Below are 13857 nucleotides of genomic sequence, written 5' to 3'. Positions count from 1 at the left end.
GGCCGACGGTCATCGGCTGCGATATGCGGCGGCGCCCTGCCGGTACCGCTCCTTCTCCTCGGCGAAGTCGGGGACGTCGGCGCGGCCGCGGTCGCCTGGCCCGAGGAGGCTCTTCAGTGCCGCCGCGCCGTCACCGGCCGCGGCGGCGCGCGGCAGCATGGTCCGCTCATAGGCGGTGACGGCCTCGTCGAGGGTGTCGTGGCGGGCGAGGGCCAGCGCGAGTTCGCAGCCGTCGAGCAGGGCGAAGTTGGCGCCATTACCGCCCAAGGGAGTCATCAGGTGGGCGGCGTCCCCGAGCAGGGTGACGCCCGGGGTGTGGGGCCAGGTGTGCGGGGCCGGGAGGACGAACAGCGGCCGGTTGACGTACGGGCCGTCGTTGTCGGTGATCAGGACGAGGAGCCGCTCGTCCCAGCCGGCGAACGCCCGGAGCAGCGCGGCGCGTACGGCCTCGGTGTCGTCGAGGCCGTTGCCGGCGGCGCGGTACCGGTCCTCGTCGTCACGGAGCGCGATGTAGGCGCGTACGTGCTGCTCGCTGTTGCGTTGCGCGATCAGGCCCTTGTGGTCGCCGGTGGCGAAGACCTGCCCGTCGCCGACGAGTTCGGCGACGGCGGGGTGTTCGGTGTCGACCTTGTCGAAGCGGGCCTCCAGGAAGGTCACGCCGGTAGGGACGGGCGTGGCGGCACTGACCAGCGGCCGCACCCGGGACCAGGCGCCGTCCGCGCCGATGACCAGGTCGACGTCTCTGGTGACGCCGTTGTCGAAGGTGAGGCGGTGCGTACCGGCCGGGTGCGGGGTGACGGAGGTGAGGGTGTGGCCCCACCGGACGGTGCCGGGGGTGAGGGAGTTCGCCAGCAGGGTGCGCAGCCGGCCGCGGTCGATCTCGGGGGCGGCGTCCTCCTCGTCGGTGGGGCGGTAGTCGACGAGGACCTCGCCATGGCGGGTGAGCATGCGCATGGCCTGCCCCTCGGGCCGGGCCAGGGCGTGGAAATCGTCGAGAAGTCCGGCTTCCTGCAGGGCGATCTGGCCGGAGTCCGCGTGCAGGTCCAGGGTGCCGCCCTGGTCGCGGGCGTCGGCGGAGGCGTCCCGGTCGTAGACGGTGACGCCGATGCCGTGGCGCTGCAGGACGCGGGCGCAGGCCAGTCCGCCGGGGCCGGCGCCGATGACGGCGATCCGCGGTGCGGGGGTGGTGGGCATGGGTGATTCCTCTTCCTGGTCGGGTGGGGCGAGCGGGCCCACGCCGGCCCATCGGACCGGTCCGGTCCGGTCCGGTTCCGGTCGGCAACAGGCAGGGAGCATCGCTCAGTTCACCGGTGCGATGGCACCGGAGCCGGTCGGAGTTCGTCCTCCGGCTCCGGCCCCCTCAGAAGAGCACACCGATTAAAAAAGTGCAACGAGTCAACTTTTTCAATCGGTCAACAAGAGGGTAGGGTGAAGTCGTGAGTGAGACGACAGAGCCCATGGGCCGCCGTGAGCGCAAGAAGGCCGCCACCCGCCAGGCGCTGGCCGACGCGGCCCTGCGGCTGTTCCTCGAACGCGGCTACGACCAGGTCAGCATCCGGGACATCGCCGAAGCCGCCGATGTCTCCACCACGACCCTCTTCAAGCACTTCCCCGGCAAGGAAGCCCTGGTCTTCGACGCGGACAGCGACCACGAGGCCGCCCTGGTCGCCGCCGTCCGCGAGCGCCCGGACGGCCAATCCCTCCCCGCCGCCCTGCGTGACCACATCCTGCGCAGCCATGTCGAGACCCTCGCCGACCCCGCGTTCGCCCGGTTCAGGGAACTCATCACGAGCACACCGGCCCTCCGCGACTACGGCCACCGCATGTGGATGCGGCACCAAACGGCGCTCGCACAGGCCATCGCCGCCGACGTCGGTGCCCCCGAGGACGATCCGGCCTGCGCCGCACTCGCGCACTTCGCCCTCGAAGCGCCCGCCCTCGCCCGGGACCAGGCCGACCCCCGCGCAGCCGTCGACGCTGCGTTCGACCTCCTGGAACGCGGCTGGCACCCACCCGCGCGGCGCCCTGCCCGGGCACCACGGAAGGGCACTGTCTGAGCGTCAGCCGACGGGCCCGGCAGGCTCCTGGCCGAGGAATGCCGCGACGGTCCGGGTGAAGCGGCGGGGATCGTCGAGCCAGGGATAGTGACCGGCGCCCGGCTGAACGACGAGTTCGGCCCGGGGCAACAGCTTCGCGATGTCCGCGGCGATACGGGGAAGCGGGCCGCTGTCGAACTCACCGGCGAGCAGCAGGACCCGTGCCTCCATGCCCTCAAGGGCGGCGCGGGCCGCGTCCGGGGCGAAGGCGCCGGAGGACGCATAGATCCCGGCGGCCTCGTCGTGGGTCTGTACCACCTCGGATGCGGCGTGCGCCTGCGCGGCCACGTCCCAACGGCCGTAGAAGAAGGGGGCGATGGCGTCCCAGTCGGCATCGGCCTCGGAACCGGCCCAGACCCTTTCGTAAGCGTCGTACGCGGCCCCGAACCATGGCTCGGCGGTGCGCAGGGCGGCCGCCTCCCGACGGTGCGCTTCGGTGAAGTCGACACCGAGGGCGCGGGCACGTGCGGTGATGAGAGTGAGGGTGCGGATGCGCCGCGGATGCCGGGCCGCGTAGAGAAGGGCGAGATCACCGGCCGCCGAGTGCGCGAGGAGATCGATACGGTCCAGCCCGAGGTGCTCGCGGAGCGCTTCGACATCGGCGACCTGCCGGTCGCAGCGGTAGGTGGCCGGGTCGGCGGGCGTGCCGGAGTCGCCGGTGCCGCGCAGATCGAGCTTGATCAGCCGACGCCGCTCCGACAGCCCGCCGAGATCACCGAGGTAGCCGGAGGCCCGCATGGGCCCACCGGGGAGGCAGAGCAGCGGCTCCCCCTCACCCACGACGTGATAGGCGAGCGCGGTCCCGTCCGGAGCGGCGAAGGCAGGCATGGCGTCATCCTCATCGCCGCGTGACGATCACGGCAAGCCGTTTACCTCCGGGCAGGCCAAGTCCTCAGGGAAGCGGGCGGATTGGACCTGTGGAGGAGCCCGACCGGGCGGTCAGGGAAGCCTCAGGGTGAACCACGGCACGCTGTCGCCCGGCAGCAGATACTCCTCCACCTCGACGAATCCATGCCGTTGCGCAAACCGCAGCCCGTCCGCGTTGGACGCCCAGACGACGGTCTCGATGGCCTCGGGGTCCAGGTCCCGCGCCTGTGCCAGCCCACGCGCCCAGAGTTCGCCACCGAAGCCCTGCCTCCGGTGCGCGGGGAGCACCCGGGCGATCACCGTGGCTGCCGCGGGGTCGCCTGTGGGCGGACGGACGGTCGTGCAGCCCACGAGGACGTCGTCGAGGTATGCCACCTCCAAGAGGTAGCGCCGGGACCGCTCACGCACCTCGTCGAGGGACAGGGCGGCGGAGGGAACGATCAGGTTGTGGACGTACTGCCAGTCGTGAAGGCCGGCGTCGCCGTCCACCCGTTCGATGCGGAGGAGAGACACCACCACAGAAAACCGTGCACACCATGGGGCCTCAACTGCAATTGCCGCCCGGCCCGTTGTGCCCTCGGCCCCTCGGCAGCCTCTCGCCCGGCCCGGCGTCAACGGCACGTCCACAGGCACGTACCCGGCAGGCGCCGGGCGGGACTCGTGCTCCCCGCACGCTCCGGTGCGCGCTCACCGGTCCGCGGCGAGGCCCACGTCGGTGGGGGACACCGCCGGCGGCCAGGCGGGCCAGCCATGGATGGGCGGCACCGCAATGGCCCGCCACCACGGATAGACGGCCGCCGGCTCGGCGGGCTCGAAGGGCTCGCCGGGTCTGGGGTGGGCCGTGGTGACCCCCGATGCGCGGCCGGCGGCCAGCGTCCGTTCGGCGGGCTCCGCCCATGGGTGCGGTGCGAGGTTGAACGTGCCCCAATGGATCGGCAACAGCACACCGCGCGGCTCGCCGCCCTGGAGGTCGAGGTGGGAGCGGACGCCCTCTTCCGGGGTCATGTGGATGTCCGGCCAGAAGTCGCTGTACGCGCCGATCTGGATCATCGTCGCATCGAACGGGCCGTGCGCCGCGGCGATCTCCGCGAAGCCGGAGAAGTAGCCGGTGTCGCCGCTGTGGAAGATCCGGTGCTCGGGTCCCGCGACCACCCAGGAGGACCACAGGGTGTGCTGCGGGCCGCGCAGCCCGCGGCCGCAGAAGTGCTGTGCGGGGGTGGCCGTGAGGGTCAGCCCGCCGACCCGGGTGGACTCGTGCCAGTCGAGCTCGGTGATCCGGTCCGCGGGCACACCCCAGAATTCCAGGTCGGCGCCGATACCGAGCGGTACGACGAAGACCGCGCCGGTGCCGGCCAGGCCCTGGACCGTTGACATGTCGAGATGGTCGTAGTGGTCGTGCGAGATCACCACGGCATCGACCGGGTCCAGCTCGTCCAGTGCGAGGGGCACCGGGTGCAACCGCTGGGGGCCGATCCAGGTGAACGGCGAACAGCGCTCGCCCCAGACCGGGTCGAAGAGCACCCGCTGCCCGTCTATCTCGGCCAGCACGCTCGAATGGCCCATCCAGGTGAGCCGCAGCCCGGAAGCGGGCGGCTGGCCCCAGTCCGCGGCGGTCGGGCGGTACACCGGAATCCGGCCGACCGGTGCCCGGCGCAGCCGCCCCTCCCGGCTCAGCTGGGTACGCGCCATCGGCAGCGCGGAGCCATGGAGCAGCTGCCTGGTCGGCATGGGATTGCGGAACTGGCCGTCCACGAACTGGGGCGACCTGCGCATCCTGGCCAGCCGCTCCCCGGTGGGCTCGATACCGAAGCTCGCGGGCCGCAGCGCGGAAAGTCGAGTGCGGCGGGGTCGGGAACCGGTCACGGCACCTCCATGGTCAGAGCGGTCGCGAAGTGAACGGGCCGCATGAGCGGTGGGTTCCGGCACACCGCGCCACTCGGCGCCGTCGTACGGTTTCCGCACCACGACCACCCGGACTCAACACCATCACCCGCAGAAGCAAACCGCGCGACCGCCCGTCGCATTCCTGACGGGGGTGTGGCCTTTCCCGGGCCTGCCGGGGGTGTCTCCGCGCCCGGCCACCGGGACGCGTCCATTGCGGTGAACGCGAGCCGGCGGTGGGGGCGCGCGGTGGCCGGGCCGCTCGCCTCAGGCGCCCGCGCGCCCGGAGGGTCGCCGGTGCGGTCCGCACTCCCTCACGAGGTGATCCGGGTCAGACCGCTTCGATGGCCACGGGCGGGCCGGGCAGACCGGGGCGGCGGGGCAGGAAGACGGTGCGCAGGAAGATCTGCGGGGCGACGAGACGGGTCGGGGGCGCGGTGAGGGAGAAGACGTCCCGGAAGGCCGCGCCGACGACGGGGTCGATGGAGGCGCGGGCGGACAGCCGGGCGATGTACCACGTGGACAGCCGCTCCCCGACGCCCGCCTTGGTGTCGCCGGGGCTCGCGTACGGGCGGTCCGCGCCGACCGCGGCGAGCCAGGCGGGCTCCACGGCACGGGCCACCGCCCGCTGCGCCTCGGCGGCGATGCCGGGACGCAGACCGCCGCCGTCCGCGAGCGTGGTGCGTACGGCCAGCGCGCCGAGGGCGGCGACCGACATGCCCTGCCCGTACACGGGGTTGAAGGTGCACCCGGCGTCCCCCAGGACGAGGAATCCCTCGGGCAGGGCACCGGGCCGTTCGAAGTGCCGGCGGCGGTTGCAGGTGTCGCGGAAGCCGTGCACCGGCGACAGCGGCTCGGCCCGGTCGAGCAGTTCATGGACGTACGGGTCACCGACGGTGGCGCTGAAGGCGGTGAACTCCGCCGCGTCCGTGGGCGGGTGGTGCCCGCGCACACCGGACAGCGTCAGCAGCCACTTGCCGTCCTCGACGGGGACGTAGGCCGCGCCCCGCGGGCACTCGGGCCAGCCCGGGACATTGACGCCCGCGTCCGGTGCCGTGGCCGGGTCCTTGGGGCGGTACATCCGGGTGGCGTAGGCGATCCCCGCGTCCACGGTCTCCTCCTGCGGCGCGGACCGGCCCAGCGCGGCGAACCACTGCGGTGCGCGGGATCCGCGGCCCGAGGCGTCCACGACGAGCGCGGCCGGCAGCTCCCGCTCGGACCGCCCGCCCGGCGCACCGTCCCGCGACCGCACCCGGACCCCGGTCACCCGCCCGGCGTCCCCGGTCAGCCCGGTGGCCTCGGTCGCCTCGAGAACCTCGACCCGGGTGGCCGAACCGGCCGCCGCCCGCAGCACCCGCTCCCGTACGACCGAGTCCAGCACCGGCCGGGTGACGCTCAGGGTCAGATGCCGGCGCTCGTCGAAGCGGCGCTGCCAGCCGGTGGGGGTACGGGTGAGCAGATCGCGCGACAGATACAGGCGGCGTGCCCCCGCTTCGCCGAGCGCGGCGACCGTGCCGGGCAGCAGCTCCTCCAGAGCGAGGCTGCCGCCGCGGAGGAGGATGTGCAGATGGCGGGCCTGCGGGACGCCCTTGCGGAAGGCGCGCCCCTCCGGATAGCGGTCGCGTTCGATCACGGTGACCGTATCGACGTGTCCGGTCAGGGCGGTGACGGCCAGCATCCCGGCGAGTCCGCCACCGATCACGATCGCGGTGTGCCCGCCATTGGAGTGCTCTGCCACCGTTGCCTCGCTCCCCCGACGGCGTGGTCCGACCGCCGTACGGCCCACTCGTTGCTGTCCCCGGACCTGCTCGCCCTGCCCGGTACCTGAGCACCGTCCGCGGAATCCGATCACCGTCGGCCACAGACTTCAGTGCCCCCGGCAGCCGTGTCAACGGCCCTTTCCGCCAACGGTCCGTGGTGTCCCGGCCGTTCCCGCCGTCATCCGCCGTCGCCCGCTCACCACCGGCCACTGATCACGGGTCACCTGATCACGGGCCCGGCTCTTGCGCGTCCCTTCCTCCCCCGTGTCACCGGAATCCCTGACATCCCGTCATGGGACGAGCCTGCGTCTAGACTCCCGGCAGCGGATGCACCTCGTCCGCAAAACGGTCCCACCAGCAAGGGATTCGTCTCATCAGCAAGGGATTCAGGGACGCTTGTGACATTCCAGCAGGTTTCTGAGCCGTATGACGCCTATGACGTCCTCGTCGTCGGCGGGTCGGGCGTGGATACTCTCGTGCAGGTCGGCGCGCTGCCCGTACCGCTCGCCGATTCCTACCCGGTCCCACCTCTGCACGAAGGGGCGGGGCACACCGGCACCGGTGTCGCGCTCGGCTGCGCGGCGCTCGGGCTCACCACCGGGTTCGTGGATTTCCTCGGCGACGATCATCCGGGCACGCTGGTCCGCGAGCGGCTGGCCGGTACCGGCGTCGACTTCCGGCCGCTGATCTCACCGCACGGCACCCGGCGCGCGGTCAATCTCGTCGCCCCCGACGGCCGCCGGATGTCGTTCTACGACGCCCGCGACCCGGCCGATCTGCGGATGCCGCCCGAGCACTATCTGCCCCCGCTGCGCCGCGCCCGCCACGTCCATCTGTCGATCATGCACTTCGCCCGTTTTCTGTACGACGACATCGAGGCGCTGGGCATCCCCGTCTCGACGGATCTGCAGGACTGGGACGGGCTGACGGACCATCACCGGGAGTTCGCGCTCCGTTCCGACCTGGTGTTCCTCAGTACGGCCGGGGCGGGGGAACGGATCGGGTCCGTGATGCGGGAGATCCTGCACGAGGGCCGCGCCGAGGCGGTGATCGCCACGGCGGGGGCGGGCGGCGCCTACCTCCTCAGCGCCGACGACCGCACCCCGCGCCCGGTGCCGGCCGCGGTCCCGCCCGGCCCCGTCGTGGACAGCAATGGCGCGGGCGACGCCTTCACCAGCGGATTCCTCTACGGCAGGCTGGCGGGCCGGAGCCTGGAGGAGTGTGCCCGCCTGGGCGCCGTCGCGGGGGCGTACGCCTGTACCTCGCGGGGCACCCACACCGCCCTCGTAGGACCGCAGGAACTGCACGCCGCCCTCGGCGCGAAGGCACCGGCGACCGTCATCACGGCACCGGCCGGTGACGGGCCCCGGCTCCCGGGCCCGCCGGATGCTCAGGTGTCCCGTACGGGGGCGTAGGGCGTGCCGTTCGGCCGATGGAGCGCGGACCGGTCGGGAGCCCCGGCCGGTCAGTTCTTGCGGCCCACTCCGCCGTAGAAAATGGTGTTGTTGAGCTCCTCCGCGCCGGGCACCCGGCCGTCCGGCCGCCACAGCGGTACCCGTACGACGCCGGGCTCCAGCAGGGCGAACGGGCCGAACAGCGGCTCGAACTCGGCCTTCGACCGCAGATTGAGGGTGGCGGTGGCGCTCTTGTAGACGTTCACCACGCCGTCGCGCGCCCGCTCGTCCGTGCGGCCCGCCTCATAGGCCTCGTAGGGCTCACCGGTCGCATGTGTCAGGACGAGATGACTGCCCGCGGGGAGCGCATCGGCGAGGGTGGCGATGAGCGCGGCGGGGTCCTCGTCGTCCCGGATGAAGTGGAGTACGGCCACCAGCAGCAGCGCCACCGGCCGGTCGAAGTCGATCAGCTCCCGGACGGTGGGGTGGTCCAGCAGCGCCTTGGGGTCGCGGACGTCGCCGAGCACGAATCCGGTGCGTTCGGTGTTGGTCAGCCGGGCCCCGGCGTGGGTGGCGACGATCGGGTCGTTGTCGACGTAGACCACGCGGGTGTCGGGAGCGGTCTCCCGGGCCACCTCATGGGTGTTGGGCGAGGTGGGGATGCCGGTGCCGATGTCGATGATCTGGCGGATGCCGCCGGCGACCAGCTCGCGTACCGCCCGCCGCAGGAAGGCGCGGTTGGCGCGGGCGCTGAGCCGTACCTGGGGGTGGACCTCGATGACGCGTTCCGCGGCCACCCGGTCGACCTCGTAGTTGTCCCAGCCGCCGAGGTAGTAGTCGTACATCCGGGCGGGGTGCGGCCGGCCGGTGTCGATCTCCTCGGCGGAGAAACCCGAGTGCTCCGGCCCCTGGACGTACGGTCCGATCTCCGGGACCTCGCCGTCCGGCGCCCCCTGGGACACGCCGTGTTGGCTCATGCCGTCCTCCGTTCGGTGCGCCGGCCCGGGGCCGCCGCGAGCAGGAAGTCGGCGTGGCCGGCCTTCGCTCCCTCGATGAAGCTCACCATTTCGCGGTGGGTGTAGATCAGGGCCGGGCCGTCCGGGTCGGTCGACTGCCGCAGCGCTATCCGGCCGTCCCCCAGCCGCATGGCCTCGACGCACTCGCCGCCGTTTCCGCCGCTCCACGGCTTGTGCCAGCCCTCAGTGCCCAGTTCTTTGGCGGGCATGCCGTTGTAGATGCGTATGCGATCCATGGTTCAGATCTCCTTGCGAAAGCCACCCAGAATGGCCTCGGTGGTGTGTGCCGGCGCGGCCTGTGCACACATCCGGTCCAGGGCCTCCAGGAACTGCGAGACGTCGTTGCGCTGGTCGAAGTACACGGCTCCGACGAGGCTTTCCGCGTAAGCGATGTCCGGGAGTTCCGGGATCGGGAAGCGGAAGATGTGGAAGGGGCCGTACATGGCGGGGTGCGGTCCCGCCGCGAACGGCATGATCTGCAGCCGGACGTTCGGCAGCGCGGTGGCCTCCATCAGCCGGGAGACCTGGTCGCGCATCACCTTCGGCCCGCCGATCGGGCGGCGCAGGACGGTTTCGTCCATGACCACCCACAGCATCGGTGCGTGGTTACGGGTCAGCAGGGACTGCCGCTCCATGCGCAGCGCGACGATGCGGTCGATGTCCTTGGCGGAGGCGTGCGGCATACCGGCCTTCAGGACGGCGGCGGCATAGTCCTCGGTCTGCAACAGCCCGGGGACGTAATGCGGTTGGTAGGCCCGGATGAGATTGGCTTCGCTCTCCAGGCTGACGAATGCGCTGAACCACTCGGGCAGCACATCGCGGAACCGGTGCCACCAGCCGGGCTTGTTGGCCTCGCGGGCGAGGGAGACAAAGCCCTCGATCTCCTCCTCGTCGGTGACGCCATAGGTCGCCAGCAGTTTCTCGACGTAGGGGAGCTTGAGGCCGACCTCGGCCTTTTCCATGCGCCGTATCGTGGCGTGGGTCACATCGAGGGCCGCGGCGGCCTGCTCGAAGGAGAGGCCCGCTTTCTCGCGCAGGTCCTGCAGTCGCTTGCCGAGCACCACCCGCAGAACGGTTGGTGCACCTGCCGACCGTGGGTCCGCCACGTCCGATCGCCTCCAACTGACTTCAATTGTCAGCAGTGTGTCATGCCGTCAGCACGAACGAACAGACTGCACTTACGATTCTGCAAATTACAGACTGATCCTTGCCATCGGTGACCAACATCGCACATAGTTGCGGAGTGGCTTCCTCCAACAACGCTCCTTCGTTAGGGCGCTGTGGCGGCTTTGTCGCCCAGTACCCGCAGGACGCGTTCCACTTGCCGGCGCGACGCACGTCCGTTCCCGAGGCGCGCAGACGCGTCAGTGCGCTGCTGTGCGAGTGGGGCGCGGATCAACAAGTCCGCGACGACGTGGAGTTGGTGGTCTCCGAGCTGTTCACCAACGCGGTGCGGCACACCGACAGCGAGAAGGTCGGCTGCGAGCTCGCCCTCTTCGGCGCGCACATACGCATAGAGATCACGGACCAGGGCGGCGCGGCGGACTCGGCGCCGCACATCCAGCCCGGCAGCGTGGACCAGGAGTGCGGACGAGGGCTGTTCCTCGTCGGCGCACTGTCCGAGAGCTGGGGGTCGCGGCCCGCCGACAGCGGTCAGGGCCGGGTGGTCTGGGCAGACCTGCCGTACTCCTCCCTCGCGCACTGAGGCCCCGCTCCGCATTCGCGGCAACGGGGCCTCAGTCATGCCAGGGGCCCTGCCGGCCCGTGGGCTGCCCTACAGCGGCAGCAGATCGGGCCGCTTGGGCTCGACATGGTCGCCGGAGGACTCCCCTCGCAGCCGGCGTCCGATCCACGGCACGAGATGCTCCCGCGCCCACTGGATGTTGTCCCGCCGCGCCTCGGCGGCCGAACGCTCCGCCTCCGGGGGCCAGGGCTGGTCCGGATCGGCCGGCACCGGCAGCCCGAGCACCTGCGCCGCTCGCAGCGCCACCCGGGTGTGCCCGTCGGCGGACAGATGCAGCCGGTCATCGCTCCACGCCCGCCGGTCCTGCACCGACTTGAGCGACCACAGATCCAGGACCGGGCAGTCGTGCCGGTCCGCGATGGCCCGGACATGGGCCGTGTACGTCGCGATCTTGCCGCGCAGATGCTTGAGAACCGGGACACCGCGGGTGTCGAAGCCGGTGCAGAGCAGGACCGCACCGACCGCCTCCCGCAGATCGGCGACCGCCGCCTCGTAGCGCTCGGCAACCGCGTCCGGGTCCGAGCCGGGCCGCAGGATGTCATTGCCGCCGGCACAGAACGTCACCAGCGCAGGGGCGAGGGCTTTCGCCCGGGGCACCTGCTCCTCCACGATCTGGTCGAGGAGCCGCCCCCTGACCGCGAGGTTCGCATAGCGGAAGTCCCCCTCCGCCTGCTTGTCCGAGAGCAGGACCGCGAGCCGGTCCGCCCAACCGATGTACGCCCCGTCAGGGCCGGGATCCCCGACCCCCTCTGTGAAGCTGTCCCCGACGGCTGCGTACGACTCGATGGCGCCAGGGGCGCCGTTGCTGAAGTACTTCGAATCGTCTGCCACGTCAGGACATACTTCACCTCAAGAAGTGACTTACGCCACCGTAACCAGGGGTTGACGAGGGGTGATTAATGCCACCAGGTCAAATTCTGCTCAAGTCGGAATAATGTTCGATCGCACCCTGCTCCGCCGGGCACTTCGGCGCGTATGACGACGTCCCCATTGCGGCCTGATTGTCTATTGCATCAATGTCGTATCGTCGGAGGTGCCCCGCCTCGTCGACGAGCAGCGTCGGCGGCCGAACCCGAGGAGCGCGCCCGTGACGCAGCAGACGCCGCAGGTCCCACAGGCCCAGCCCGAGCTCACGGAGGTCCGGAACTTCCGCGATGTGGGCGGTCTGCCGACCGTGGACGGGCGTCACGTACGGGAGGGCAGGCTGTTCCGCAGTGGCCATCTCGCCCATGCGACCGAGACCGACGCCGCCTTTCTGGCCGGCCTCGGGCTGCACACCATCTTCGATTTCCGCAATGCCTCGGACATCAAGCTGGAAGGCCCCGATGTCGCGCTGCCGGGCGTGCGCAATGTGAACATTCCGCTCACCGACCCGGCCGACGGCGCGGAATTCTGGACAATGGTGCGCGACGGTGAGCTGGAGCAGCTGCGCTCCGCGCTCGGCGACGGCAAGGCCGCGGCCCGTATGGCCGCGACGTACCGCCACATCATCACCACCCGTACCGAAGACCACAGCAGGGTGCTGCATGCGCTCGCCGAGGACAGCGTCCCGGCGCTGATGCACTGTGCGGCCGGCAAGGACCGGGCGGGCCTGTCCGTCGCCGTGACCCTGCTCGCGGTCGGGGTGGAGCGGGACGCCATCGAGGCGGACTACCTCAAGTCCAACGATCCCCACCGCCGCTACAAGATCCGCCGCTCCGACAACTCCGCGGTCGGGATGTCGCAGGAGGTCATGGAGCTGCTCTCCCCGCTGTTCGGGGCGCACACCGACTACCTCACGGCCGCCTACGACGCGGTCGAGCGGACCTGGGGCTCGACGGAGAAATACCTCACCGACGGCCTGGGGCTGACGCCCGCCGTCCGCGAGCGGCTGCGGGACCAGCTGCTGACGGACTGACAGCCGCGGCCCCGGCTCACGGGGTGGCCACCCACCCCGCGACCAGCACCAGGCCCGACGCCCGGTGCACCGCGAGGAAGCCGAAGGGCCGGTCGTAACGGGCCGAGACCCGCAGCGCCCGGTACGGCGGGGGCGGTGGCACGGAGCCCGCGGCGACCGGCATGACCGTGACCGCGGCCGCCCGGAAGCCCAGTGCGCCGAAGGTCGCGGTCGCCGTCTGGCGGGCGGCCGACACCGCCAGCGGCTGATCGCTCATACCGGGGAAGTGTCCGCGGGAGGTGTCGGAGGCGGTGGTGAGCCCGAAGAGGTCCGCCTGCTCCAGCAGGTCGTGGTCGGCGTCGACGGTGAACCGCGGGACGGTGAGATCGAGCTGCGGGACGTCGTCGTAGCTCGGCACGGTCGTCACCCGCAGACCCGGACCGGCGCCCTCGGTCAGCGCCTCGCCGGACACCGTCGGGTAGCCGCCGCCCAGCGCCGCGACACCGTGGTGCAGCACCTCGCCGCCGGGCAGGTCCGGCTCGCCGAGCAGCAGATGGACATCGAGTCCGTTGTCGCCCGCGACCCGCACCGCGGTCAGCGGACCGGCCGGTGTGCCGTGCACCCGTACCTGCTCCACATCCGGCCCGGAGCGGCTCAGCACCCCCAACTCCCGCCCTGCCCAAGGCCCTTCGGCCGTCATCCAGCACGGGAACTCGTCGAACGGCTCCGTCCAGGTCGTGCGCACCAGCAGCGCACTGGCCAGGACGAGCAGCGTGTCGGAGGTGAGCCGTGCCGGCATCCCTTCGATCAGGCCGTCGGTGTGCCGCCGCGCCCAGGCGTCCAGCGCGCCCTGGTCCAGGGTCTCGTCGCCGGTGAGCTCCCCGTGCGCGGCGGGCGGCAGGCCGGCCAGCCACTCGGCGTGCAGGGTCAGCGTGCGGCGGGCCCACAGCCCCATCGCGGCATCGACACCGTCCGCCGCCGCCAGCGCGGCCAGCAGCTCACGGCCTTCGCGTACGGCGTGCGCGGCGTCGGTGCCGAGCGCTTCGGCCAGCTCCTTGCGGGCAGGGCCGTCGGCCGGACCGGCGAGCAGGGCCAGCAGCGGCCAGACACCGGCCGCCGTCAGGACGGAGTTCCGCTCCGCCACCGCCTCGCGCGCCCAGCGCGCTGTCATGTCGTTGACGGCCCGCGCCGTCGCCTCGGCCACCATGGCCTTCCCCCCAGCG

General features: G+C 71.7%; 14 protein-coding genes. 4 read left to right on the top strand and 10 right to left on the bottom strand.

The genetic code is table 11. The annotated features are described in order from the left end of the window. Window positions 1-9 precede the first annotated feature (9 nt). Entirely contained in the window at window positions 10-1194 is a 1185-nt protein-coding gene (locus NUT86_RS34685) for an FAD-dependent oxidoreductase (protein WP_274739293.1), read from the bottom strand. A 263-nt stretch (window positions 1195-1457) separates the two neighbouring features. On the opposite strand from NUT86_RS34685, the gene NUT86_RS34680 reads away from it, so the two are divergent. Next, complete coding sequence (locus NUT86_RS34680; RefSeq protein ID WP_274740725.1) at window positions 1458-2057, top strand: TetR/AcrR family transcriptional regulator; 600 nt, start codon at window positions 1458-1460, stop codon at window positions 2055-2057. A gap of 3 nt (window positions 2058-2060) precedes the next feature. Here NUT86_RS34680 and NUT86_RS34675 read toward each other — a convergent pair whose 3' ends face one another. From NUT86_RS34675 to NUT86_RS34660, 4 genes are all read right to left on the bottom strand, one after another. After that, window positions 2061-2924: an alpha/beta fold hydrolase gene (locus tag NUT86_RS34675; protein ID WP_274739291.1), complete on the bottom strand. Its 864-nt coding sequence runs from the start codon at window positions 2922-2924 to the stop codon at window positions 2061-2063. A gap of 111 nt (window positions 2925-3035) precedes the next feature. Beyond that, window positions 3036-3476 carry a GNAT family N-acetyltransferase gene (locus NUT86_RS34670; protein WP_274739289.1) on the bottom strand — a complete coding sequence of 147 codons (441 nt, stop codon included), beginning with the start codon at window positions 3474-3476 and terminating at the stop codon, window positions 3036-3038. A gap of 174 nt (window positions 3477-3650) precedes the next feature. Then, window positions 3651-4826, bottom strand: coding sequence for an MBL fold metallo-hydrolase (locus NUT86_RS34665; protein WP_187412997.1), 1176 nt, complete (start codon window positions 4824-4826; stop codon window positions 3651-3653). Between the two features lie 349 nt (window positions 4827-5175). Further along, entirely contained in the window at window positions 5176-6582 is a 1407-nt protein-coding gene (locus tag NUT86_RS34660; protein ID WP_274739287.1) for an NAD(P)/FAD-dependent oxidoreductase, read from the bottom strand. A gap of 420 nt (window positions 6583-7002) precedes the next feature. On the opposite strand from NUT86_RS34660, the gene NUT86_RS34655 reads away from it, so the two are divergent. Continuing rightward, the gene (locus NUT86_RS34655) at window positions 7003-8019 is read left to right on the top strand and encodes a carbohydrate kinase family protein (RefSeq protein ID WP_274739286.1); all 1017 of its coding nucleotides are present in this window, start codon (window positions 7003-7005) and stop codon (window positions 8017-8019) included. Window positions 8020-8069: 50 nt separating this feature from the next. On the opposite strand, the gene NUT86_RS34650 is transcribed toward NUT86_RS34655, so the two are convergent. The 3 genes from NUT86_RS34650 to NUT86_RS34640 are packed head-to-tail and all read right to left on the bottom strand — an operon-like array spanning window position 8070 to window position 10120. Next, window positions 8070-8975: an SAM-dependent methyltransferase gene (locus NUT86_RS34650; protein ID WP_274739284.1), complete on the bottom strand. Its 906-nt coding sequence runs from the start codon at window positions 8973-8975 to the stop codon at window positions 8070-8072. Next, on the bottom strand, window positions 8972-9250 hold the full coding sequence (locus NUT86_RS34645) for a DUF397 domain-containing protein (protein WP_018088387.1): 279 nt from the start codon (window positions 9248-9250) through the stop codon (window positions 8972-8974). The genes NUT86_RS34650 and NUT86_RS34645 overlap by 4 nt, the downstream gene beginning before the upstream one ends. 3 nt (window positions 9251-9253) lie before the next feature. After that, complete coding sequence (locus tag NUT86_RS34640) at window positions 9254-10120, bottom strand: helix-turn-helix domain-containing protein (RefSeq protein WP_026169419.1); 867 nt, start codon at window positions 10118-10120, stop codon at window positions 9254-9256. A gap of 137 nt (window positions 10121-10257) precedes the next feature. Between NUT86_RS34640 and NUT86_RS34635 the strand changes: the two genes are divergently transcribed. Next, on the top strand, window positions 10258-10719 hold the full coding sequence (locus NUT86_RS34635) for an ATP-binding protein (RefSeq protein ID WP_229837912.1): 462 nt from the start codon (window positions 10258-10260) through the stop codon (window positions 10717-10719). Window positions 10720-10788: 69 nt separating this feature from the next. Here the strand turns inward: NUT86_RS34635 and NUT86_RS34630 are convergent, their stop codons facing one another. Then, entirely contained in the window at window positions 10789-11589 is an 801-nt protein-coding gene (locus NUT86_RS34630) for an SGNH/GDSL hydrolase family protein (RefSeq protein WP_018088384.1), read from the bottom strand. A 256-nt stretch (window positions 11590-11845) separates the two neighbouring features. On the opposite strand from NUT86_RS34630, the gene NUT86_RS34625 reads away from it, so the two are divergent. After that, window positions 11846-12655, top strand: a complete 810-nt coding sequence (locus tag NUT86_RS34625) for a tyrosine-protein phosphatase (protein ID WP_266443903.1) — start codon at window positions 11846-11848, stop codon at window positions 12653-12655. A gap of 16 nt (window positions 12656-12671) precedes the next feature. Here NUT86_RS34625 and NUT86_RS34620 read toward each other — a convergent pair whose 3' ends face one another. Further along, entirely contained in the window at window positions 12672-13841 is a 1170-nt protein-coding gene (locus NUT86_RS34620; protein WP_266443906.1) for a serpin family protein, read from the bottom strand. Window positions 13842-13857: the final 16 nt, after the last annotated feature.

This window comes from Streptomyces sp. G7(2002), assembly GCF_028870195.1.
GTDB classification, from domain to species: Bacteria; Actinomycetota; Actinomycetes; order Streptomycetales; family Streptomycetaceae; genus Streptomyces; species Streptomyces nigrescens.
Note: the sequence above shows the minus strand (reverse complement) of the source record. Positions and strands in the feature narration are given on the sequence as shown.